Raw genomic sequence first — 21,709 nt, forward strand, 5'->3', positions numbered from 1 at the left:
GCTACTCGTTTCGATAGCCGAGCGGCTTCTTGCGGTCGACTTCGATTTCGACGTGGACGCGCTCGGGGAAGGACATATCCGCGACCTGTCGGGCCACCTCGTCGCTGCCGTGAATCTCGATGCGTCGGGAGTAGCTGGTGTACTCCCACGGGTCGAACTGCTCGCCCGGTTCGAGGGTGCAATACTGCGGGACGGTGAGCCGTTCCGGCGGCGAGGAGTGGGGACCCTTGCACTCGGCGCCTTTCCTCTCGACCATCCGCTTCAGGTCGGTTACGAGCGACTCCAGGACGTCCCGGTCGCCGCTCTGAAAACTGAGTTTGGTGACGAACGCCATCGTTACTACGCCACTGCGCGCTCGAAGCTGAAAAGCGCACCCGTCCACGGCTCGGTCCGTCCGACATTCTATTAACCCGTGACCGTTTACTGCCGCTAATGACGGTCGAAGCGACCAGTGCTGGAGCCATCCTCTTCCGCGACACCCGTGGCCACCGGGAGTATTTGCTCCTGAAGAGCCGACCGGGGGACTGGGAGTTCCCGAAAGGCGGGGTCGAGGGGGACGAGGAGCTTCAGCAGACCGCGATCCGAGAGGTTACCGAGGAGGCCGGAATCGAGGATTTCCGGCTCATCGACGGCTTTCGAGAAGAATACGACTACGTGTTCGAGGCCGGCGGCAACACCATCCACAAGACGGTCCACCTGTTCATCGCCCGCTCGTTCGAGGCGAGTGCCGAACTCTCCAACGAGCACCGCGACCTCCAGTGGCGGGACTACGAGCAGGCGATCAACACGATCACCCAGGACGGCCCACGCGAGATTCTCGAAGAGGCCCACGAATACCTCGACGAACTCGCCGCCGAGGCCGAGGCCGAGGCCGAAGCCGACACCGACGAGCGGACCTACATCGGCTGACCGCTCCGCCACCGACACGCCTTAGCCCCGCGACCACCCAGCCACGCGTGTGACTGGCTCTCCCGGCGACGCGGAGTTCGGCTTCGAACTCGTCACCTGCAGGTGGGCCGAACGCGCGTGGCCCCCGGACCGCGAACGCGACGCGGTCCCCGTCGTCGCCCGCCAACTCGGCACCCGGAACCGCCGCTGGGACACCGTGGTCGTCGAGGCGGACCCGGCCGGTCTCGCCGCCCGCGAGGCCTTCGGAGAGCGCACGCTCGACGCCGACCTCCTCCACGTCGTCCGTCACGCCCCCGCCGAGTGGGCGTGGTATCGGGACACGCTCCCCGATCCCGGCTACCCATGGCGGTACGTCCGCGCCGCCATCCACCGCGCCGAGGCCCGTGACGTCGTCCGGACCCGACGCGACGGCAACCGGATCGAGATTCGGCGGATCGCCCCCTACCCCGAGTGGGTCCGCCGGATCGTCGCCGTCGAGAACAAGCCCGACCTCTCGGCGAGTGCGGCGCGGGCGCTCGGCGACCAGCTCTCTCACGACGTGGAGACGGCCCTCGCCGACGAGGTGTGGGTCGCCACCGCCGCGACGAGCGAGACGGTCGAACCGGCCCTGCTGGAGGATCTGCCCGTCGAAGCCGGTGTTCTGGTACTCGACTTCGAGGGGGGAGGAGGTCCCGACGCGCGGGTCGCCTGGCACCCCGCGACGCTGGACCCGACGACGGACACGTCGCTGTCGGCCCCGGAGAAGGCGGCGAAGCGCCTCGAACTGGCCGAACGCGCCTACGGGTCGGGCTGGCGATCCTACGTCGAGACGATGCGCCCGGACTGTCGGTGGTTCGAACTCCGCGAGGAGGCCGGGGCACTCGTCCCCTGGTGTGCGGCGACGGAGTGTCATCAGACGGCCGCGGAGTGTTCGGGGTCGTGTCCCGAGTTCCAGCCCGAACCCCCGGCGTGGCGGACCCGCGGGTGGCCAATCGAGGGTGGTCCCGGGAAGGGGATACAGCGGCTGTTGGCGCGCCGGCGTCGGCGTCAGCGGCGGCGCTAAACGACTTCCACGTCGATGTCGTCGCGCCCCACCGCGAGCCTGAACGTGGGCACCGTCCGGTACACGACTTCGACGACGCCCTTGCGCCGCAGGCTCTGGAGCGCCTCCCGCACGGCATCGACTTCGGGGTCCGCGTCGAACGCCTCGCGGACCTTCTGGAGGACGCTCACCACGCTCTCGGATCGCTCCTCGGGGCCCGCCACCACCTCGAACACCTGTGCTTCGAGCGCCGGGACGCGGATGACCTGCGGGCCGTCCTCGTCGCCCTCCATCCCCGGTTCGACGCCGGTGAGTTCGGCCGCCTCGGGGGTCGCACAGATGTAGCTATCGTCGTTGCGGTAGTAGTAGTCGCTCAGGTGGTCCTCCAGGTAGCCGTGAACCTCGCTGCCGCTGTCGAGCCCCCAGCGCTCCTGTAGCTCGTTGTTCTTCGTCGGCTGGAGGCGGACGATATCCGCCAGTCGTTCTCGTTCCTCCGGGGACAGCGTCATCGGCGAGCGATTCGTGAGTCTCCCATATCGGTGTTCCGTTCGACCGTGCCCACCCGTCGCCGAAGGCGACGCCCCTCAGCGGAACCGACCGAAGAGGTGGTAGTCGTGGTCGGGCACGTACCGGCGGAAGAGGAGGCTGTTGGCCAGCACCGAGACGCTGGAGAAGGCCATCGCCCCCGCGGCGAGGACCGGTTGGAGGAGGCCCAGCGACGCCAGCGGAATCATCGCGGTGTTGTAGCCGAGCGCCCAGACGAGGTTCTGCTTGATCTTCGCGAGCGTCGCGTCCGAGACGCGGATGGCCTTCACCACGTCGAGGGGGTCGTCACGCATTAGCGTCACGTCCCCCGCCTCGATGGCGACGTCCGTCCCCGACCCGATGGCACAGCCGACGTAGGCGACGGCGAGGGCTGGCGCGTCGTTGACGCCGTCGCCGACCATCATCGCCTTCCGACCGTCGTTCTGGATGGCCTCGACGGCGTCCGATTTGTCCTCGGGGAGCACTTCCGCACGGACGTTCGACGGGCTGATGCCGACCCGTTCCGCCACCGCGCGCGCGGTGCGCTCGTTGTCGCCGGTGATCATCATCACGTCGACACCGCGGGCCTGGAGTGCGCTCACCGCCTCCTTCGCGCTCGGCTTGACCGTGTCGGCGTTGGCGACGACGCCGACGAGTTCGCCACCGGTGGTGCCGGCGGGCACGCCTTCCGTGCCGGCGGGCACGCGACCGACGAGCATCGCCGTCTTCCCCTCGCGTTCCAGCCGTTCCATCGTCTCGGCGACGGGCGAGGGATCGATCCCCGCGTCGGCCAGCAGTTTCCGGTTGCCGATCAGGACGTCGTCACCGTCGACGGTGGCCCGTACCCCCTGTCCCGGGACGTTCTCGAAGCTCTCGGGGTCGCCCATCTCGATGTCGCGCGCCCGCGCTCCCTCGACGATGGCGCGGGCCAGCGGGTGTTCGCTCCCGCGTTCGGCCGTCGCCGCGAGGCGGAGCACGTCCGCTTCCGAGTGCCGCTCCGGGGCCGCCAACTGCCCCCCGTCGGCGGCCGTCGCTCCCCCGTCCGCGGCCGGCCGTCCGTTCTCGAAGGCCACCACGTCGGTCAGTTCCATCTCACCCCGCGTGAGCGTCCCCGTCTTGTCGAAGACGACCGTATCGACGTCCTTCGCGCGTTCGAGGACGTCACCGCCCTTGAACAGCACGCCGTTTTGGGCGCCGATGGTCGTCCCGACCATCGTCGCCGCGGGCGTCGCCAGCCCCAGCGCACAGGGACAGGCGATGAGGACGGCCGAGGCGAAGACGACGACGGCGAACTCGAAGGCCGACACCGTCCCGCCGGCGACGGCCGGTCCGCCGGCGACGAGTCCCCACAGCGGGAGCCACCCCACGGCGTCGGCGAGCGTCCCGGGGAACAGGTACCAGACGGCAGCCCACAGGAGGGCGTTGGCGATGACGGCCGGCACGAAGTACGCGGAGATACGGTCCGCGAGGTTCTGGATGTCGGGCTGGCGGGACTGGGCCTCCTCGACCGTTCGGACGATGCCCTGAAGCGCCGTGTCCTCGCCAACCTTCGTCGCTTCGACGACGAGGACGCCGTTCTCGTTGATGGTCGAGCCGATGACCTCGTCGCCGTCGCCTTTCTCGACGGGGACGGACTCGCCTGTCACCATCGACTCGTCGACGGCGCTCGCCCCTTCGACGACGACGCCGTCGGTCGGAATCCTCTCGCCCGGTCGGACCTTCATTCGGTCGCCGACGGCGACGTCCTCCAGCGGCACTTCCTCTTCGGTGCCGTCCTCACGGACGACGGTGGCCGTCTCGGCTTCCATCTCCAGGAGTTTCCGGAGTGCCTCCCCGGCCTGGCCCTTCGAGCGGGCTTCGAGGTAGTTGCCGAGGGTGATGAACACGAGGATGAGCGCCGCCGTGTCGAAGTAGACCCCGCCGGCGATCAGGCCGAGGAGGACGGCCACGGAGTAGACGTAGGCCGTCGTCGACCCGAGCGCGATGAGGACGTCCATGTTGGCGCGGCCGTTCGTCACGAGCGCCTTGTAGGAGTTCCTGTAGAACGGCCGGCCGAGAACGATTTGAACGGGCGTGGCGAGTAGGAACTCGACCCAGCCCAGCGGGACGCCGAAGGGCCGATCGGGGACGACGGCGCCGCCGAGCAGGAGTTTGTCCACGAGGAAAAAGACGAGCGGCCCCGCCAGCGCCGCGCCGAAGGCCGTCAGACGCAGCTGCGTTCGGATCTCGTCGCGCCGCGCGGCGTCGCGGGCGTCCGTCCCCGTTCCGTCGTCGCGCTCGCGAACCGGCGTGTACCCCGCCGCCTCGATGGCGTCGTACAGCGCGTCGCGGTCGGTCGCTCTCGGGACGAATGTGATCCGTGCCTCGTCGGTCGCGTAGTTCACCTCCGCGTCGACGACGCCCGGGACGCCCCGGAGTGCCGTCTCGTTGGCGTCCGCACAGTTCGCACACGACATATCGGTGATACCGACGGTCACCGACTCCGTGACCACGCCGTAGCCGGCGTCCGCCACCGCCGCGATCACTTCGTCGAGCGATACCTCGTCGGGGTCGTACTCGACAGTCCCCTCGTCCGTGGCGAAGTTGACGGTCGCCGCCGAGACGCCGTCGAGTGTCTCCAGGGCGTCCCCGACCGTCGCCGAGCAGTTTGCACAGGACATCCCGGTGATGTCGAGGTGTGCGGTGCGTACTCCCATCGTGTCTCGACCTACGGGCTACTCACTTAGTTCGTTTACTGCTTCGAACTCGGAGGTTCAGAGGGGCGGATTCCTTCGTTTCGAAAGCGACACACGACACCGTCGAAGCGGCAGCGGGCCGTGGCGGCGACGAACCGACACCGGGAAGCTGTGGTCGGTGCGCCCCCCGGTCGGCATGCCGCGAACCATCGGCGTCGAGGGAGTGGCCTGTGGACACTGTGAACGGACGGCCGACGCCGACACGGGCTACGGGATATCGGGCGTCTCGGCGTCGACGCACTGAGTCGCGTCACCACGTTCCCGTCGGGAGCGTCCGAACCGTCTCGCTTCCGGGCGGACGGCACACAGCGGTACCCCGTTCGGTCCGCGTGGTGGTTCCCGACCCGACGCCGCGCATCCGCCCCTTCCCGAACGATTAACCGCCTGGCCGTCTACCGGACGGGCGTGTCCTGGAACACCGTTACGCTCGACGTTACCGACGGTATCGCCCGTCTCACGGTCGACCGACCCGACGCGCTGAACGCGATGAACACCGAGACGCTCGACGAAATCGGCGACGCCATCGCCGAGGCCGAGACGCAGTCGGCCCGCGTCCTCGTGCTCACCGGCGCCGGCGACGACGCGTTCATCGCCGGGGCCGACATCGACTACATGAAGGAGTTCACGACGCCCGAAGCCCTCGCCTACGCCGAACGCGGACAGGCCATCGTCCGCGACCTGACCGAGTTCCCCGGCGTCACCATCGCCGCCATCAACGGCTACGCCTTCGGTGGTGGCTGCGAGTTCGCCCTCGCCTGCGACCTCCGCGTGGCGAGCGAACGCGCGGTCGTCGGCCAGACCGAAATCGACCTCGGGATCATCCCGGGGTGGGGCGGCACGCAACTTCTCCAGCGACTCGTGCCCGACGAGGTGGCCCGTCGGCTGATCTTCTTCGGCGAACGCCTCGACGCGCAGGACGCCTACGAACAGGGTCTCGTCGGCGACGTGGTCGCTCACGACGAACTCTACGACCACGTCGACGAGATGGCGGCGGAACTCGCCGCCAAGCCCCGTCACGCGCTCTACGCCGCGAAGGAGGCGCTCAACGCCTACCACGAGACCGGCGGCGAAGGGGGGCTCACCGTGGAGCGGCGGGCCTGGAGCGGCCTGTTCGGCACGCCGGATCAGCGCGAGGGGATGGCGGCGTTCGTCGAGAAGCGCGACCCCGAGTTCGAGTGAACGGCCGACCACGCGCCCGTGCCGTCCCGCGAACGGGGTCGTCAGACCTCGTTTCAGGCCCATCACGGTGGAGTCCTCGGCTCGCGGAGTCGTTGGGCCTACCTCTAAGTGTCGAGGGCCCCAACGATCCTCCATGAGCGAACGCGTGAAACTGAGCCGAGTCGAGTCCGCATTCGAGCGCCTCGACTATCCGGTCACCCGGGACGACGCGGCGGCGGAGTTCGCCGACGTGACTCTGCTGTTCGCGGACGGAGATGCCAACCTCGGCGAACTCGTCTCGGAACTCGGGAGTGACGCCTTTCACGGCCCCGAGGAACTCTTCGAAGAACTCCAGAACGTGCTGCCGGTGGAGGCGGTGGGTGAACCGGGCCAGTCCGAGGGGGACGCCTGATCCCGGCGTATCCGTGGGTTAAAGACCGTCGAGCGTCAGGGTTCGAGCCACCATGGAGTTCTGCGACGAATGTGGATCGATGATGCAGACGGAGGACGGTATGTGGGTCTGTACGCAGTGTGGGTTCGAGAAACCACGTGACGTCGAAACCGAAGCCGAGATGGTCACGACACAGGCCCAGGAGGAGTCGGAGATTATCGAATCCGGCGGGGGAACCAGCGGCCTCCCGACGACGAGTGCCGACTGTCCGGAGTGTGACAACGACGAGGCCTACTGGTACATGCAACAGATCCGCGCGGCCGACGAGTCCGAGACGCGATTTTTCGTCTGCACCGAGTGCGAACACAAGTGGCGCGAAGACGACCACTGATACGGCTCGTTGTACCCGTGTCCCGGCGGGTCGCCGTCCCGTGTCGGTGACTCACCAGTACTGACGTACCACGTCCCGTGTGACACGCGCACTGCTGTCTCACCTCGCGCCGAAGCGTGTCGACCCGAACCAAGGTATTTTGCCGCCGACGCCCGGGAACACCTACCATGGTCGCGTCGCCGACGGTCCCGGAGCAGCGACTGGCCGACTGGCGACTGGCGACCGACACCACCGAAACGCCGTTTTCCGCCGGCGGACTCACCGTCACCGCCCGAATCCTGCTCTACGAGGACGACCGGCTTCGCGAAACCGTCCGCGAGCGGACGGGCCTGGACCGTAGCTGGCGGTTCTTTCTCGCCTCCCGTCTCGAACTCACACCCACGCTGCCGGTGACGGGGGCACTCCGGGGCCTGGTCGCCAGTCGCGCGAGTCGCGGCTTCGCCGACCGTCTCGACGACCGGGGATTCACCGCCGTCGACCGGATCGAGCGCCGATCGCTCCGGATCGGCGACGAGGACGCCCGCCTGTTTCGGTACGACGCTCGGTGTCGAGTCGAGGGTGTAACCCTCGCGGTCGACGGGTGGCTGGCAGTGTGGGCGCCCGACCGGGGCTTCCGTCTCGGCGGCGGCGCCTATCCGACCGGCATCGTCGACGCCGACGTGTCGGTCGACGAGTCGCTGGCGGACTGCCTCGACCCCGGGACGTTTCGCGAGGAACTGTTCGCGCTGATCCGTGCGACGGGTTAGTCCAGCAAGGAGAGCACCACGCCCCCGGGGCTGATCCGCGCGGGAGCGACACCGAGGGCGCGCGAGAGAGGCCCGGGGTCGTGACCCGGGCCGGCCCGCGCGACGCTGTGACCGCGGACCCGGAGGTCGAGGGTTACGTCCGCGTCGCGCAAGTGACCGAGGATGGGGGGCGCCCCCGCGGCGGAGAGCGCCCGTGCCGCGGCGGAGAGCGCCCGTGCCGCGGCGAGCGAGGGCGTCCGGACGACGATCAGGTCGCCGTATCCCCGGATCGTCACCGTCGAATCGCCAACGTCGAGGGTCAGATCGGCGTAGACGTCGAGTGATCGGGCGGCGTCGGTCACTCGCGGTCGGTCTCGCGGGTCCGGATCCGTACGGTTCCGTCGAGTCGCCAGCGGGCGTGGTCGGCGTCCGGTCCCATTCGATCCGGCACCCGTATCTCCAGGTCGTCGAACTCGTAGGTGATCTCCGCGCCGCGACCGGTGAGTCGCTCGTACAGTCCTACGGCGAGTTCCGGCCACGTTCGCACGTCCTCGATCTCGGCGCCGCGCTCCCGACTCATAATCGCCGATTCGGCGGCCACGTACTTATACGGTCGGCCACGGTCCCGCGCGGTGGGTCCGGGGTCGCCTCACAGCAGGCGTGCCACGGTGAGGTAGCCGGTGTGGCCGACGCCGCGCGTGTCCGGTCGCGACCCCCGATCGTCGAACTGCATCCGCCGCTGGATCGTCTCGTGGGTCTCCACGTCCGTCAGGCCAACTGCCTCTGCGGCCTCGACGGCGGCGCGCGTCCCCTCGACGAACGGCGAGTAGACGACGACGAACCCGCCGCTGACGAGGAGGTCGGGCGCCCGGCGCACCACCGACGGCGCGTCCGCGGTGTCGAGGGTGAGGAGGTCGAAGTTCGGCCCGGCGGCGAGGGTGTCGAGGACCTCGGTCACGTCGCCCGTCCGCACGTCGACGCGGTCCGCGACGCCGGCGAGCCGCATGTTCTCGCGCGCCACGTCGGCGAAGTCGGGGTCCTGCTCGTAGGTCCGAACCGTCGCCCCGAGGCGGCCGAGGTAGGCCGCCAGGACGCCCGTGCCGGTGCCGGCGTCGAGTACCCGGTCGTCTGCCGCCGCGCCGGTCATTCCGATCACGAGACCGATATCCCGGGGCATCATCGGCGCACCAGTGCGCTCGAAGTGATCGAACAGGTCCGGCCCGCGGGGCTCCCGGACGACGAACTCCTCGCCGAGATGTGTCTCCAGTCGCTGACCCGGTTCTACGTCCTCGGGGACGGTCAACACGCCGAGGTCCGTCTGGAGTTCCTCGCCGGGCGCTCGGAGGTACTCCCGGTCGCCGCGGACCAGCAGGATCACTCCAGTCGGGCGACGGCCGCCGCCAGGTCGCCGTCGGCGGCTTCGAGGGCTTCGCGGGCCGCGTCTTCGTTCACGCCGGCACGCATCGCGACGAGTTCCACGTCGTCCTGTGGGATGCCTGACTCGCCGGCCGCCTCCGACGTGTCGTCACCGGCCTCGACGGCGCCGGCGGCCCCGGAGCCGACCTCGCGGCTCTCGGGGTTGCCGACGACCTGATAGGTCTCCTGACCCTGGGCGTCCATGCGCGTCACCTGGGCGTCGGAGAAGACGAGTTCTTCGTCGGCCGTCCGGATGACGACCTCTTCGGCATCGAGTTCGGTCACGTCGATGCCCATCTGTTTCATCATCTGTTTCATCTTCCGCGGGTTCATGCCGCCGCCACCAAACATAGGTCGAGGGTGGGTGTGCGTGGGCAAAAGGATGGCGAAGGGACGCGGTCGGTCGGCTAATTCAACACCCAGAACCGGTAGTTGAGATACGCGGCGAACGTCGTCCAGAGGACGTAGGGGACGAGAAGGAGCGCCGCCCGCCGGTCCACCCGGTCGAAGGTCCACACGGTGAGCAGAATCAACGCCAGGAGGACGACGATCACAGCGAGACCGAGGTCCACGGACTGGAGGCCGAAGAAGGTCGCCGACCACGCGAGGTTGACGGCGAAGTGGACGGCGAAGACGGCGAGGGCGGCGCGGGCGCGGCGCTCGGCCCGTGGCGACGACAGCCGCCGCCACACCAGCCAGACGGCGACGCCCATGAGTGCGAACAGCGTCGTCCACACCGGGCCGAACACCCAGTTCGGCGGCGCGAGCGCCGGTCGCTGGAGCGTGCCGTACCACGACGCGAGCCCCTGGGCGGTGAAGACGGCACCCGAGGCACCGACGAGTTCGACGGCGAGGATGGCGAGGGCGAGGGAGAGGCGGGGGCGTTCGTGGGGGAGACGCCGGATTCGCTGGCGGCGGGACACGGTCTCCCTACGGGCGTCGGGGCCAAAGGCGCATCGGCGGCGGTGCTAGACGTGCGGTTTCGGGAGCAGGTCCTCGAACGCCTGGGCGTCGAGCCACGCACAGAGCTGACAGAGCTGGTCGGTCGCCGTCTCGAACAGCCGTTCGCCCTTCGCCGCGGTGGCGTCGGTCTGGTCGCCGAGAACGCCGTTGCCGGTGTTGTCGGCGGCGTCGTAGAAGGTGCGCGCGCCGTGTTTGATCGTCTCCGCCGCCTCGACGTCGGGGACGCCGCCGTCCCGCGCGTCGGTCAGTCGGTCCTCCCGCACCAGCTCCGGGCGGAGGTGTTGGATCATCGCCGTCTCTTTCGGCCCGCCGTGGGGGCCGTTCTGGGCGAACAGGTCGTCGACGAGTTCGGGAATGCTCTCGTCCCACATCCACTCGATGGCGTAGAGCTCCTCGTCGTCGCGGAGGCGACGGCCCACCTCGCGCAGGTGGTCGACGTTGCCACCGTGGGCGTTGACGTAGACGACGCGGTCGATGCCGTGGTAAGTGAGGTTGCGGGTGAAGGACTCGACGTAGTCGCGGAACTGCGGGGCGTCGACCCACATGGTGCCGTTGAACTGGCGGTGATGGGGGCTGACGCCGACGTTGATCGTCGGCGTACAGAGGAAGTCGGTCCGGGCGGCCGCCTCGCGGGCGAACGCCTCCGCGATGAGGTGGTCGGTCGCCAGCGGGAGGTGTGGTCCGTGCTGTTCGGTCGAACCGAGCGGAACGAGCGCGAGCGACTCGTCGGCGAAGTAGTCGCCCAGTTCCGGCCAAGTCTCGTCTGCGATGTACATCCTACCGTCGTTCGGGCGGGTAGCCCCTTAATCGTGTCACTCGACCGAGCGGGGTCGAGCGGTCACGGATCGCCGCCGTCGCACCGGGCCGACGGGGGTGCGGTCGCTCCGGTCGAGCCGACTGCGTCGGTCGACGTCGCCCGATCAGCCCGTCCGGCCGGTCAGGCGCTCCCGACGACGTTCGAACTCCTCCTCGTCGAGGTCACCGGCGGCGTAGCGCTCGCGGAGGGTCGCCACGGCGCCGTCCTCGTGTGTCCCGTCGCCGCCGTCGCGGGTCGTCAGGTACAGCGCCGCGGCGACGAGGCCGACGACCAGGAGAGCGATCAGGAGCACGAGCCACCAGCTTCCGAGGCCGAGGCCGACCCCGCTTCCCATGCCGGCCCCACCGGTCGGACCGGCACCCCAGTGCGGGCCGCCACCCCAGTGGGGACCGTGTGGGCCAGGGCCGTGCGGACCGGGTTGCCACTGCGCGAGTGGGGCGATATCAGCACTTTGGATGGGTAGTTGCATCGTGCTCACCTCTACGTAGCAGTCGGTACGCCGAGGGCGTAACCACCGACGCCGATTCCCGACTCCCGGGAAGCGACGAGGCTCGCCGTCGAAGGCTTAAGGTGGCGGCGACCCTCCCCTCGGCCATGTTCGACCCCGACGACCTCGAGACCATCCGCGAGGCCGCGGCCGACTGGGAAACGGACGCCTACGGCCCGACCGTGGATCGGTTCGGGGAGCGAAAGGACGCGTTCACCACCGACACGGGTGGACAGTCCGTCGACCCGCTGTACACGCCCGCCGACGTGGCCGACCTGGACTACGAGGAGGACGTCGGGTTCCCGGGCGAGGAGCCCTACACCCGCGGCGTCTACTCGACGATGTACCGCGGACGGCTGTGGACGATGCGCCAGTACGCGGGCATGGGGACCGCCACCGAGACCAACGAACGGTTCAACTACTTACTCGACGAGGGCCAGACCGGACTGTCGATGGCGTTCGACCTGCCGACCCAGATGGGCTACGACTCCGACGCCGCGATGGCCGCGGGCGAGGTGGGAAAATCGGGTGTCGCCATCGACACCCTGCGGGACATGGAGACGGTGTTCGACGGTATCCCGCTCGACGAGGTGTCGACGAGCATGACGATCAACGCGCCCGCCGCCATCCTGCTGGCGATGTACGTCGCCATCGGCGATCAGCAGGGGGTGGACCGCGCCGAACTCCGCGGGACGATCCAGAACGACATCATGAAGGAGTACATCGCGCGGAACCTCTACATCTACCCGCCGGAGCCGTCGATGCGCTTGATCACCGATATCTTCGAGTTCTGTGCCGAGGAGACGCCGAAGTTCAACACCATCTCCATCTCGGGCTACCACATCCGAGAGGCCGGATCGACCGCGGCCCAGGAGATCGCGTTCACCCTCGGCAACGGCATCGAGTACGTGAACGCCGCCCTCGACGCTGGCCTCGACGTGGACGAGTTCGCCCCACAGCTCTCCTTTTTCTTCAACGCCCACAACAACATCTTCGAGGAGGTGGCGAAGTTCCGCGCCGCCCGGCGGATGTGGGCGACGATCATGGAGGAGCGCTTCGGCGCCGAGAACCCCAAATCGAAGCAGCTGAAGTTCCACACCCAGACCGGAGGGTCGACGCTGACGGCCCAACAGATCGACAACAACGTCGTGCGGGTGGCATACCAGGCGCTCGCGGCGGTACTCGGCGGGACCCAGAGCCTGCACACGAACGGGAAGGACGAGGCGCTGTCCCTGCCGACGGAAAAGAGCGTGAGGACGGCGCTTCGCACCCAGCAGATCCTCGCCCACGAGTCGGGTGCCGCCGACACCATCGATCCCCTCGCCGGGAGCTACTACGTCGAATCGCTGACCGACGACCTCGAAGCGGAGGCGTTCGACCTCCTCGACGAAATCGACGACCGCGGCGGGATGCTCGACGCGGTGAAGTCCCAGTGGGTCCAGGGCCAGATTCAGGACGTCGCCTTCGACCGGCAACAGGAGATCGAGGAGGGCGAGCGGATCATCGTCGGCGTCAACGAGTTCCGGGTCGAGGACGAGGACCCGCAGGTCGACCTCGAAGAGGTGACCGAAGAGGACGAACGTCGGCAGGTCGACCGCCTCGAGACGGTGCGGGCCGAGCGCGACGACGAGGCGGTCGAGTCGGCCCTCGCGGCGCTTCGTGAGACGGCCCACGGCGACGACAACCTGCTCCCGCCCATCGTCGACGCGGTGAAGGCTTACGCGACCGTCGGCGAAATCGCGACCGTCCTCCGCGACGAGTTCGGGGAGTACAAGCCGGGCCGATGACGACTCATACGGTTTAGCGTACTCAGTACTGGTGGTTCGCCGGACCGTATCGGCGAACGACCGGTAACCAGTTACAATACTCCGTATCAGGGCGCGACCATCCGCGTCCGATCCAGGCGGTCGACGTACTCGTCGATGACGGTGCTCTTGCGGTGTTCCACCATCAGGTGAATCCTGAGTTCCGTGCGGTCGGTCATCCGCCTCGGACAGAGCGGGCAGTCCTCCGTTTCATTCATTATCTTTCATTATTATCATCTCTCCGTCGTCTCTTATAGATTTTGGTCGGACCGGGGTCAGGACCGTTCGTCGTCGCCGGTATCGGTAACCCCGCCGGCGGCGTCGGACTCGGGCGCTTCGGCGGGTACGGGGAGGCGAGGACTGGTCGGTCGTGACCGGACGAACAGGAACAACGTTTTGTTACCACCGTCCAATCCCCGGGTGATGAGCGAGCAGGAACCTTCGGGCGACGAACTCGACCGGGACACGATCACCGGCAACGACATCGCCAACTGGTTGAACGCGAACGGTCCCGAGTGGGTACTGAAATTCGAGCCGCTGGGGGAGGACACCGAATACCTCGGGTTCGTCGACGGGCGGTTCAAACTCGCGACCGACGACGAGGTGATACCCATCGCCCTCGATTACTTCTCGGACCTCGCGGACCGCGCCCGAACGGTCGAGTACGTCGCCGTCGAGGACTCGCCGTTCTCACCGGGCGACGACGACGAAGACGACGACTGAACGACCGCACAGAGTATTTGTCCTCGCGCCCGGGAGTGGATCAGTATGCGCTTCGATCACCTCGGGATCGCCACGCGCGATGCCGACACACTGGCCGACCTGTTCGGTTCCCTCCTCGACGCCTCGGTCGTCCACGGGGAACGGTTCGACGGTCTGGACGTGACCTTCCTCGACCTGGGGAACGGCTATCTGGAACTGCTGGAACCGCTCGACGGCGGGGGACCGATCGACCGGTCGCTCGACCGTGACGGTCCCGGGATCCACCACGTCGCGTTCGCGACGACCGACGTGGCGGGTGCCCTCGAGACGGCTCGCGACCACGGCGTCGAACTCGTCGACGAGGAGCCCCGCCCCGGCGCCTGGGGGCACGACGTTGCCTTCCTCCACCCACAGTCGACCGGCGGCGTCCTCGTGGAGTTCGTCGAACACGCATGAACGATCCACTCACCTACCGGACCGACGTGGGTTCGGACGCGACAGCGTTGATCGACGCGGATACCGACGACCGGTGGACGGTGGCCGACCTGGACGCGGCCGTCGAACGCACCGCGGGTCGTCTCGCGGCCCTCGGCGTCCGCCCCGGTGACCGTCTCGGGGTCGTCCTCCCACCTCGCCCGGCGACGGTCCGGGTAATCCACGCGGCGATTCGTCTGGGCGCGACGCTCGTCCCCCTCGGCCCCCGACTCACGGCCGCGGAACTCGCCGACCGCCTGGAGCGTGCGGACGCGACGACGCTGGTCTGTGACGCGTCGACGGCGGCGTCCGTGTCGGCGGCCGCGAGCGACGCCGGCGGTGTTCCCGTCGTCTCCGTCGACGGCGAGTCGGACGGCGCCGCCGCCCTCGCCGCACGCACGCCCGACGCCGTCGTCCCGCACGACTGGTACCTCGACTCGACGGTCGTCCTTCCTTTCACCTCCGGGACGACCGGTGAGCCGAAGGGGGTCCACCTGACCCTCCGGAACCTCCTCGCGAGCGCCGTCGCCTCCACCTTCCGACTGGGGCTGGACCGCGCGGAGACCTGGCACGTCGCCCTCCCGCCTCACCACGTCGGCGGCTTCACGCCGTTGTTCAGGATGCCGCTCTACGGCATGACGGTCGTGATCCGGGAGTCGTTCGACGCCGAGACCGTCGCCGCCGACGTCGGGCGCTACGACGTGACGGCCACCTCGCTGGTGCCGACGACGCTCTCTCGAGTGCTCGACGCGACGACGGGATCGCTCGGGACGTCGCTACGGACGGTCCTCCTCGGGGGTGCCCCCGCGAGCGAGGCGTTGCTCGACCGGTGTACCGAGCGGGGAGTGCCGGTCTTTCCCACCTACGGTATGACGGAGACGGCGTCCCAGATCGCGACGGCGACGCCCGAGGAGGCGCGGACGAACCCTGGCACCGTCGGCCGGCCGCTGTTCTGGACGCGGGTGACCGTCCGCGACGAGGACGGCGACGAACGACCACCCGGCGAAGTGGGCGAATTCGTCGTGTCGGGACCGACGGTGACGCCGGGCTACCTCGGCGACCGGGGTGACGACGCCTTCGAACCGGCGGGTCTCCGGACCGGCGACGTGGGCTATCGTGACGCCGACGGCCGACTGTGGGTGATCGGCCGCACCGACGATCTGATCGTCACCGGTGGCGAGAACGTCGCGCCCGCGGAAGTGGTCGAACGCCTCCGCGACCACCCCGACGTGGCCGACGCGGCGGTCGTCGGCCTGCCGGACGAAGAGTGGGGCGAACGCGTCGCCGCCCTGGTCGTGCCCCGGGAGGGAGCGCCCCCCTCGGTCGACGCCCTCGACGCCCACTGCCGGGCGGCACTGGCGGGTTACAAGGTACCGCGAACGATCGAGTTCGCCGACTCCATCCCGCGGACGGACTCGGGGACGGTGCGGCGCGAAGCGGTGCGCGAGCAGTTGCGCGACTAACCACTCACGCCGTTCTCCGCGGGCGCCGCTACGATTCACGTCACCGAGTCCGGTCGGATCGGCGAGAGCGCCGAGAACACCGAGCCGAACGGACTCCACACGTCCGGCCGTTCCGGGGCCGTGTTGTACGCTAGGTCGCCACGTTCGGGCATACTCCCGATCCGTGGGGTCGTGATCTCGGCCACTCCGAACATATTCGGGTGAAGGCACGTGGGGCGGGGGTCCGTACCGCCGTGTACCGAGGCCCATGCCATACGCCAAACTCACTATCGACCTGCCGTCGGCCGTCTGGATCGGCGAGGTGTCGCGGGCGTTCCCGTCGACGACGTTCCGGGTGCTCTCGGCGGTTCCCTCGGGTGACGCCGGATTCGGTCTGCTCGAGGTCGAGAGCGCGGAGATGCCGGCCGTCCTCGACGCCCTCGAGGACCGCTCGGGCATCTCCGCGCTGGAACTGATGCAGCGCACCGACGACACCGCAATCGTCCAGTTCGAGACGAGCGAACCACTCCTCCTCCTGTCGATTCAGGAGTCGGGGGCACCACTCGAACTCCCCCTGACGATTCGGGACGGACAGGCAGTCATCGAACTCACGGCCTCCCGGGACCGCCTCTCGGCGTTCGGTCGCCAACTGGAGACGTTCGGCATGTCCTACACCCTCAACCGGGTGTACGACGCCACGGACCCGCCGGACCTGCTCACCGACCAACAGAGTGCGCTGCTGGTGACGGCCGTCGACATGGGGTACTACGATACGCCCCGCGAAAGTACGCTGACCGAGGTGGCCGACGCGGCCGACCTGGCGAAGTCGACGGCGAGCGTCACACTCCACCGGGCCGAGGAACGGGTAGTCAAGGAGTTCGTCACCGAGCGACTGGACATCCCACTCGACGAGTCGTCACCGGCCGTGAGTTAGAAGGGGAGGACCGACCGCAGACGCCCGAGCAGGCTACCGCCCGTCGAGACGCGGTACTCCTCGAACACCGGGTGCAGCAGGTCGAGAAGTTCGGACTCGGAGTCGAACGTGCGTTTCGGGAGCGAGTCCATCGCCTCCGAGAGCGCGACGGTGTTGCCGGAGGCGTCGTACGGCACCTCCGGATCGCCGAGCGCCCCGACGATTTCGTCGCGGGTCGCCGGATACTCCACCGCCGTCTGATCGAGATAGCCGACCAGTGCCGCGATGCCGAACTCGACCGAATCCGGTGACGACGTGTCCTGTTGCGGCGGCCTAGCTGCCATTACCGGAGCTTGTCGGCGAACCACTAAAAACGACCGCCATCCGGCCGCGTCCGGCGGGCGCTCGACGGATCGTTGTAACTGCGTCCCGGCGGATCGCCGGACGGTCGCGGCGACCCGACGGACCCGACTTACAACGAGACCGCCGACCGGAAGTCGATACGGATCGTCGCCACTCCGGGGTGGCGGCTCCCTCTCGAAACGGTTACAGCCGACGGTGTATCCGTATCACTCCTCGCCGCGAAGGTCGTCGATCCGCCGTTCCAGATCGTCGATTGCCTCCTCGACCTCGGCCCGTGCCTGGTCGCTCAACTCTTCGGCCTCGTTGACCACGTTGTCGAAGGCGTCCCGTACCCGCTGTAGCTCGTCGTTCGTGTCGTCGCTCATGGTGCGTGCGCCGCTATGCTCTCTACCCTCCTGAAAAACGATTGCTTTTCTAACATTCTGGGAACGGTAGGTCGTCGTGACGGGGTCGGCTCTCACCGAGAGTATATCCCGCCGGCACCCCTGACACCTCTATGACCGAGTACACGACGGTCTCGATTCCGAAGGAACTCGGCGACCGCGTCGAGGAGACCATCGAGGGAACCAGCTTTTCGAGTACGAGCGACTTGGTTCGCTTCCTGCTCCGGAGCATCGTCATCCAACACCAGCGCCGTGGCGAGCTGACCGAGGCGGAGTTCGAGGAGATCGCCGACCAGTTGGCGGACCTCGGCTACCTCGACTGATCGTCCACGCCAGCCGCGTCCGCCGTGACTGCCACCACGTTGTCGAGCAGACAGGCCATCGTCAGCGGTCCGACCCCGCCGGGCACGGGCGTCCTCGCCGCCGCCTTCTCGTCGACGCTCGCGGCGTCGACGTCGCCGACGACGCCCCCCGAGACACGGTTGACGCTCACGTCGACGACGACGACGCCCCCCGAGACCATCGACCCGTCGATCAGGCCGGGCGTCCCGGCGGCGGTGACGAGGAGATCCGCCGCCCGCGTCTTCGCACCCAGATCACGGGTCCGTGAGTGACAGACGGTGACCGTGGCGTCGCGTCGACAGCACAGCTGTGCGAGGGGGACACCGATGGCCGTCCCGCGGCCGACGACGACGGCGTCCCGGCCCGCGATCCGTACGTCGTGGGCGTCCAGCAACCGTTCGACTGCGCGGGACGTGACCGGGCGCACGCGGGGGTCACCCGCGACCAATCGGCCGACGTTCGCCGGGTGAAAGCAGTCCACGTCCTTCTCGGGCGGGATGCGCCGCCGAACCTCGAGTTCGTCGACGTGCTCCGGAAGCGGAACCTGGACGAACAGCGCGGTCACCGAGGGGTCCGCACCGAGGTCGGCGACCGTCCGGTACACCCGCTCGGCGGTCGCGTCCGGCGGCAGGTCGATCCGCCGGGTGTCGATCCCTGCCTCGGCACACAGGTCGTGTTTGCGGTCCATGAACGTCCGGTCCGCGGGGTCGTCGCTGACCAGCACCGTCGCCAGTTCGGGGTCGGCGCCCGCGGACCGACAGTCGTCGAGTCGGTCGAGTGCCACGCCCCGGAGTGCGTCGGCGGGGCCGTCGCCGGCGAGGCATCTGGAGGCGGCCATGGTCACTCGGGGATCGATTCGGTCGGCGGTTCGGCGTCGACGACGGTCAGGGGGAGCCGTCGCCCGCGTCGGTCGAAGGCGGTCAGGGTCTCCCACGGCGGCACCGCGAGCAAGACGACGCCCGCCAGGTCGTCACGGCGGGTGAGTTCGTCCGGTCCCTGCGGGTGGCTGAGAAAGCGGGCCCGGCCGCGACCTGCGGGCGTCCCGAGGTCGACGCCGAACACGTCGCTGACGGCCCGACCCGCCGCGGGGAGGTAGACGTGGCTCAGGACGGGGGTCCCCGGATCGAGACCGAGGTCCGCTCCGAACTCGCCGGCCGGCGTCGCGTCGAGGACGACGTTCTCCCGGGCCGGTTCGGCCTCGACGGCGCGTTCGAGGAGCATCTCGACGAGACCCTGGGTCGCGTACACGCGCACGTCGTCGTCGTCGCGAGTCACCCGAGAACCATCTCGCGGATCATCTTCGCGTACGCGGCCGGCAGTCGACGCCGGGCGCCCGCGAGGGCGTCCCGGAGCGCCCCGGTCGCGTCCTCGAAGACGCCCTCGCCGTGGCCGACGAGTATCCGGTCCGGGGTCAGGTCACCGAGCGCTCGCCGGGGCGGGATCGGGCGGAGCATCGGGTGGACGCCGAGGCGTTCCGATCCGGCCCGGAAGAACGACGCGGTGCCGACGGCCTCGGGCACCAAGAGCGTGTCGTCGGTGTAGAGTGCGGCCTCCTGCCACGGCGGCAGGGAGGCGTCCCGGACCCGGCGGACGCGGTACCCCGAGTCGCCGAGTTCGGCGCCGAACCGCTCGACCGGCGCGTCGAAGGCCGACGCCACACCGTCCATCCACTCGGGGACGTAGACGGGCACGTCGTGTCGCTCCGCGACCGTTCCGGCGTCGCGCTTGTGGCGGTCGAGACACACCGCGACGCCGACGACGTCGCCCAGATCCGCGAGCAAGTCGTCCAGTCCCGGTGCGTCGACCGGGTCGATCACCCACACGTCGCCGTCGACGGCGAGGGCGTGACTCGCCCGTTGCATCCGCTCGTCGGGGTAGGCGATCCAGCCGACGCCGCCGTCCCAGCGGTCGATTTCGCGCAGGTCCGCGTGACCGCCCTTCAGTGGCATAGCCCAGTGTGGGGGCGGCACGCGCATAAACCCTCGACCCGACCGGGGCCGACGGTCGAGGCCCGCCGCCCCCGACCCCCGGAGTTAATTCCGCCGGGGCCCTCCTTCGGGACGTGCTCTCCGGACTGGCGCACCTGACCCTGGAGGTGAAAGACCTCGACGCCGCCCGCGCGTTCTACGCCGATCGATTCGGCCTGACCGCCACCGAGGCGTCGGCCCGGGAGGTCGTTCTCCCGGTCGGGGAGACGGCCCTCCGCCTGCGGCGCCCGGACGGCGTTCCGCGCGGCGGCCTCCATACTCACTTCGCGTTCACCGCCCCGCCGGACACCGGGGGCGCGTGGCGGGCGCGCCTCGTCGACCTCGACCCCGAGACGGCCACGTTCGGCGACGTGGAATCGCTGTACGTCTACGATCCCGACGGCAACTGCGTGGAGATCGGTGGGCTAGAGCCCGGGGGCGGACGTGATCCGGCGGCCGACCCCGGCCCGCCGACGGGCATCTTCGAAGTCGTCCTCGAAGTGGCCGCCCTCGATCCGGCCGTGGAACGGTTCGAGGCTCTCGGGTTCGAGCCGGTGGATCGCGGGTCGTCACGACGGCGGGTGCGACTCCGCGGCCCGATCGATCTGGAACTCTGGGAGCCACAGCGAGGGATCGCGGACGCTCGCGGCGGCGTCCACGTCGATCTGGGATTCGAGACGGCAGACCCGGCGGCGGCCGCCGAGGCAATGGCGGCGTGGACGACGGATCGGGCCGCCGTCGCCGACGGGGTTCGGATCCGCGACGTCGACGGTCACTGGCTCACGTTCCGGCGCTAGGACAGTCGGTCGGTGTCGATGCCGACGCCGGGCGGCGTCACGACCAGGAAGCCACGGAATCGCATCAGCGTGCCGCCGGTGTCTCGGATTTCGCGGGCGAATCCGGCGGCGAGCCGGTTCAGGTCCCCCTCGACGTTCAACACGAGAATTTTGCCGTCCTCGACGGCTTCGATCCACTCGTCGGGGTCGGTCCCCCCGTCGAGGACGCCGAGGACGACCTCCGACCCGCCGTCGCTACCTCCCTCAAGTTGCTCCTCCGCGTTACGAAGGTCGAGGTCGAACTCGCTCATGGTCCGACGGTCGCGGGGGCGAGAGAAAAGCGTTCGGGCACCTCACTGCCTCGTGTTCAGCGTAGAACGCTTCCGGTGAAGACACCTCGAACGCCCCCCCTCGCTGGAGTCGGGGGCCTCGCTGCGCGCTCGCTTCGCTCGCGTGCTTGCATCGGCCGCCTTCCTCCAGCGAGTCGCCCCTTTCAATCCGGCCCGACGGCGGCTGAGTGGCCAGCCAGTCCGGGCGGGACCGAAAGGGGGCGTTCGAGGTGATCCCAGTTTCGCCTGCGTAGCTGAACACTACCCCTCACTCGGGGTCGAACTCACCGCGTCGAAGCCCCCGCCGGACCGGGCCGTGTTCGGCGTCCGTCGGCGGCGGCGCTGTCACCATGAGCGTCTCCAGTCGCGAGTCCTCGTCCGCTCTGATTCCACGGGCCGTGTCTGCGGGGACGACGACGACGTCGCCGGGACCGACACGGTGATCGGTCTCGCCCTCGCGGACGGCGCCAGTCCCCGACCGGATCGAGACGACTAGATCGCTCGACGGGGCGTGGACCGGGATGAACTGCCCCGGTTCGAAGTAGCCACGGATCACCTTCGTCCGGTCGCTCTCGAAGACACCGTTCGCGGTGAACTGTTCGTCGCTGTAGGCTCGTCCGGCGTCGAAGTCGACGAGTGGCATGGCGGAGCGTCGCCCCGCGTCGGCCAGAAGGT

30 protein-coding genes are annotated in these 21,709 nt (G+C 68.9%); 13 read left to right on the plus strand and 17 right to left on the minus strand.

Going from position 1 to position 21,709, the window contains the following annotated elements; genetic code table 11:
- Position 1 precedes the first annotated feature (1 nt).
- The gene (locus V8686_RS09805) at positions 2 to 334 is read right to left on the minus strand and encodes a 30S ribosomal protein S10 (RefSeq protein ID WP_379703806.1); all 333 of its coding nucleotides are present in this window, start codon (positions 332 to 334) and stop codon (positions 2 to 4) included.
- 98 nt (positions 335 to 432) lie between these two features.
- On the opposite strand from V8686_RS09805, the gene V8686_RS09810 reads away from it, so the two are divergent.
- Together V8686_RS09810 and V8686_RS09815 are read left to right on the plus strand one after the other, a co-directional pair.
- The gene (locus V8686_RS09810; protein WP_379703807.1) at positions 433 to 909 is read left to right on the plus strand and encodes a bis(5'-nucleosyl)-tetraphosphatase; all 477 of its coding nucleotides are present in this window, start codon (positions 433 to 435) and stop codon (positions 907 to 909) included.
- A gap of 49 nt (positions 910 to 958) precedes the next feature.
- Complete coding sequence (locus V8686_RS09815; protein ID WP_379703808.1) at positions 959 to 1,951, plus strand: DUF5787 family protein; 993 nt, start codon at positions 959 to 961, stop codon at positions 1,949 to 1,951.
- Here the strand turns inward: V8686_RS09815 and V8686_RS09820 are convergent.
- Positions 1,948 to 2,439 (minus strand): DUF5797 family protein, encoded by a 492-nt coding sequence (locus tag V8686_RS09820; RefSeq protein WP_379703809.1) that lies wholly within the window; start codon positions 2,437 to 2,439, stop codon positions 1,948 to 1,950. The two genes, V8686_RS09815 and V8686_RS09820, sit on opposite strands and share 4 nt — an antisense overlap.
- A gap of 75 nt (positions 2,440 to 2,514) precedes the next feature.
- Complete coding sequence (locus V8686_RS09825; protein ID WP_379703810.1) at positions 2,515 to 5,151, minus strand: heavy metal translocating P-type ATPase; 2,637 nt, start codon at positions 5,149 to 5,151, stop codon at positions 2,515 to 2,517.
- A 444-nt stretch (positions 5,152 to 5,595) separates the two neighbouring features.
- Here V8686_RS09825 and V8686_RS09830 point away from each other — a divergent pair, with 444 nt between their 5' ends.
- From V8686_RS09830 to V8686_RS09845, 4 genes are all read left to right on the plus strand, one after another.
- Positions 5,596 to 6,369: an enoyl-CoA hydratase/isomerase family protein gene (locus tag V8686_RS09830; RefSeq protein ID WP_379703811.1), complete on the plus strand. Its 774-nt coding sequence runs from the start codon at positions 5,596 to 5,598 to the stop codon at positions 6,367 to 6,369.
- A 133-nt stretch (positions 6,370 to 6,502) separates the two neighbouring features.
- Entirely contained in the window at positions 6,503 to 6,760 is a 258-nt protein-coding gene (locus tag V8686_RS09835; RefSeq protein ID WP_379703812.1) for a DUF5789 family protein, read from the plus strand.
- 52 nt (positions 6,761 to 6,812) lie between these two features.
- On the plus strand, positions 6,813 to 7,130 hold the full coding sequence (locus V8686_RS09840; protein ID WP_379703813.1) for a transcription factor S: 318 nt from the start codon (positions 6,813 to 6,815) through the stop codon (positions 7,128 to 7,130).
- Positions 7,131 to 7,297: 167 nt separating this feature from the next.
- Positions 7,298 to 7,876: a hypothetical protein gene (locus V8686_RS09845; RefSeq protein ID WP_379703814.1), complete on the plus strand. Its 579-nt coding sequence runs from the start codon at positions 7,298 to 7,300 to the stop codon at positions 7,874 to 7,876.
- On the opposite strand, the gene V8686_RS09850 is transcribed toward V8686_RS09845, so the two are convergent.
- The 7 genes from V8686_RS09850 to V8686_RS09880 form a co-directional block, all read right to left on the minus strand.
- Entirely contained in the window at positions 7,873 to 8,217 is a 345-nt protein-coding gene (locus V8686_RS09850; RefSeq protein ID WP_379703815.1) for a peptide ABC transporter ATP-binding protein, read from the minus strand. The genes V8686_RS09845 and V8686_RS09850 overlap by 4 nt on opposite strands.
- Entirely contained in the window at positions 8,214 to 8,435 is a 222-nt protein-coding gene (locus V8686_RS09855) for a hypothetical protein (protein WP_157687777.1), read from the minus strand. Before V8686_RS09855 ends, V8686_RS09850 begins: the two co-directional genes overlap by 4 nt.
- A gap of 69 nt (positions 8,436 to 8,504) precedes the next feature.
- The gene (locus tag V8686_RS09860; RefSeq protein WP_379703816.1) at positions 8,505 to 9,233 is read right to left on the minus strand and encodes a methyltransferase domain-containing protein; all 729 of its coding nucleotides are present in this window, start codon (positions 9,231 to 9,233) and stop codon (positions 8,505 to 8,507) included.
- Positions 9,230 to 9,622: a nascent polypeptide-associated complex protein gene (locus V8686_RS09865; RefSeq protein ID WP_379703817.1), complete on the minus strand. Its 393-nt coding sequence runs from the start codon at positions 9,620 to 9,622 to the stop codon at positions 9,230 to 9,232. Before V8686_RS09865 ends, V8686_RS09860 begins: the two co-directional genes overlap by 4 nt.
- A 56-nt stretch (positions 9,623 to 9,678) precedes the next feature.
- Positions 9,679 to 10,194: a TspO/MBR family protein gene (locus V8686_RS09870; protein ID WP_379703818.1), complete on the minus strand. Its 516-nt coding sequence runs from the start codon at positions 10,192 to 10,194 to the stop codon at positions 9,679 to 9,681.
- 45 nt (positions 10,195 to 10,239) lie between these two features.
- Positions 10,240 to 11,010, minus strand: a complete 771-nt coding sequence (locus tag V8686_RS09875) for a creatininase family protein (RefSeq protein ID WP_379703819.1) — start codon at positions 11,008 to 11,010, stop codon at positions 10,240 to 10,242.
- A 144-nt stretch (positions 11,011 to 11,154) separates the two neighbouring features.
- Positions 11,155 to 11,520: an SHOCT domain-containing protein gene (locus V8686_RS09880; RefSeq protein ID WP_379703820.1), complete on the minus strand. Its 366-nt coding sequence runs from the start codon at positions 11,518 to 11,520 to the stop codon at positions 11,155 to 11,157.
- A 125-nt stretch (positions 11,521 to 11,645) separates the two neighbouring features.
- Here V8686_RS09880 and V8686_RS09885 point away from each other — a divergent pair, with 125 nt between their 5' ends.
- From V8686_RS09885 to V8686_RS09905, 5 genes are all read left to right on the plus strand, one after another.
- Positions 11,646 to 13,325 carry an acyl-CoA mutase large subunit family protein gene (locus V8686_RS09885; protein ID WP_379703821.1) on the plus strand — a complete coding sequence of 560 codons (1,680 nt, stop codon included), beginning with the start codon at positions 11,646 to 11,648 and terminating at the stop codon, positions 13,323 to 13,325.
- A 441-nt stretch (positions 13,326 to 13,766) separates the two neighbouring features.
- Positions 13,767 to 14,066 (plus strand): hypothetical protein, encoded by a 300-nt coding sequence (locus V8686_RS09890; RefSeq protein WP_379703822.1) that lies wholly within the window; start codon positions 13,767 to 13,769, stop codon positions 14,064 to 14,066.
- A 45-nt stretch (positions 14,067 to 14,111) separates the two neighbouring features.
- Positions 14,112 to 14,501, plus strand: coding sequence for a methylmalonyl-CoA epimerase (gene mce, locus V8686_RS09895; protein ID WP_379703823.1), 390 nt, complete (start codon positions 14,112 to 14,114; stop codon positions 14,499 to 14,501).
- Complete coding sequence (menE, locus tag V8686_RS09900; RefSeq protein ID WP_379703824.1) at positions 14,498 to 15,982, plus strand: o-succinylbenzoate--CoA ligase; 1,485 nt, start codon at positions 14,498 to 14,500, stop codon at positions 15,980 to 15,982. Before mce ends, menE begins: the two co-directional genes overlap by 4 nt.
- A gap of 247 nt (positions 15,983 to 16,229) precedes the next feature.
- On the plus strand, positions 16,230 to 16,895 hold the full coding sequence (locus tag V8686_RS09905; protein ID WP_379703825.1) for a helix-turn-helix domain-containing protein: 666 nt from the start codon (positions 16,230 to 16,232) through the stop codon (positions 16,893 to 16,895).
- Here the strand turns inward: V8686_RS09905 and V8686_RS09910 are convergent.
- Together V8686_RS09910 and V8686_RS09915 are read right to left on the minus strand one after the other, a co-directional pair.
- Positions 16,892 to 17,218: a hypothetical protein gene (locus tag V8686_RS09910; protein WP_379703826.1), complete on the minus strand. Its 327-nt coding sequence runs from the start codon at positions 17,216 to 17,218 to the stop codon at positions 16,892 to 16,894. The genes V8686_RS09905 and V8686_RS09910 overlap by 4 nt on opposite strands.
- Before the next feature lie 225 nt (positions 17,219 to 17,443).
- Positions 17,444 to 17,602, minus strand: coding sequence for a hypothetical protein (locus V8686_RS09915; protein ID WP_379703827.1), 159 nt, complete (start codon positions 17,600 to 17,602; stop codon positions 17,444 to 17,446).
- Positions 17,603 to 17,733: 131 nt separating this feature from the next.
- Here V8686_RS09915 and V8686_RS09920 point away from each other — a divergent pair, with 131 nt between their 5' ends.
- Positions 17,734 to 17,943 carry a ribbon-helix-helix domain-containing protein gene (locus tag V8686_RS09920; protein ID WP_157687798.1) on the plus strand — a complete coding sequence of 70 codons (210 nt, stop codon included), beginning with the start codon at positions 17,734 to 17,736 and terminating at the stop codon, positions 17,941 to 17,943.
- On the opposite strand, the gene V8686_RS09925 is transcribed toward V8686_RS09920, so the two are convergent.
- From V8686_RS09925 to V8686_RS09935, 3 genes are read right to left on the minus strand one after another with little or no spacing between them, the layout of a single operon-like run.
- On the minus strand, positions 17,931 to 18,800 hold the full coding sequence (locus V8686_RS09925) for a bifunctional 5,10-methylenetetrahydrofolate dehydrogenase/5,10-methenyltetrahydrofolate cyclohydrolase (protein ID WP_379703828.1): 870 nt from the start codon (positions 18,798 to 18,800) through the stop codon (positions 17,931 to 17,933). The genes V8686_RS09920 and V8686_RS09925 overlap by 13 nt on opposite strands.
- Before the next feature lie 2 nt (positions 18,801 to 18,802).
- Positions 18,803 to 19,183: a hypothetical protein gene (locus V8686_RS09930; RefSeq protein ID WP_379706523.1), complete on the minus strand. Its 381-nt coding sequence runs from the start codon at positions 19,181 to 19,183 to the stop codon at positions 18,803 to 18,805.
- A 50-nt stretch (positions 19,184 to 19,233) separates the two neighbouring features.
- A complete protein-coding gene (locus V8686_RS09935) occupies positions 19,234 to 19,911 on the minus strand; it encodes a hypothetical protein (RefSeq protein WP_379703829.1) in 678 nt (225 codons plus the stop codon).
- Positions 19,912 to 20,024: 113 nt separating this feature from the next.
- Here V8686_RS09935 and V8686_RS09940 point away from each other — a divergent pair, with 113 nt between their 5' ends.
- Positions 20,025 to 20,726, plus strand: a complete 702-nt coding sequence (locus V8686_RS09940; RefSeq protein WP_379703830.1) for a VOC family protein — start codon at positions 20,025 to 20,027, stop codon at positions 20,724 to 20,726.
- Here V8686_RS09940 and V8686_RS09945 read toward each other — a convergent pair.
- Both V8686_RS09945 and V8686_RS09950 read right to left on the minus strand, forming a co-directional pair.
- Positions 20,723 to 21,016, minus strand: a complete 294-nt coding sequence (locus V8686_RS09945; protein ID WP_379703831.1) for a DUF5779 family protein — start codon at positions 21,014 to 21,016, stop codon at positions 20,723 to 20,725. The two genes, V8686_RS09940 and V8686_RS09945, sit on opposite strands and share 4 nt — an antisense overlap.
- Before the next feature lie 286 nt (positions 21,017 to 21,302).
- Complete coding sequence (locus V8686_RS09950) at positions 21,303 to 21,677, minus strand: cupin domain-containing protein (protein WP_379703832.1); 375 nt, start codon at positions 21,675 to 21,677, stop codon at positions 21,303 to 21,305.
- Between the last annotated feature and the right edge of the window lie 32 nt (positions 21,678 to 21,709).

The sequence above is a fragment of the Haloplanus litoreus genome, from assembly GCF_045690335.1.
In the GTDB taxonomy this organism is placed as follows: Archaea; Halobacteriota; Halobacteria; order Halobacteriales; family Haloferacaceae; genus Haloplanus; species Haloplanus litoreus.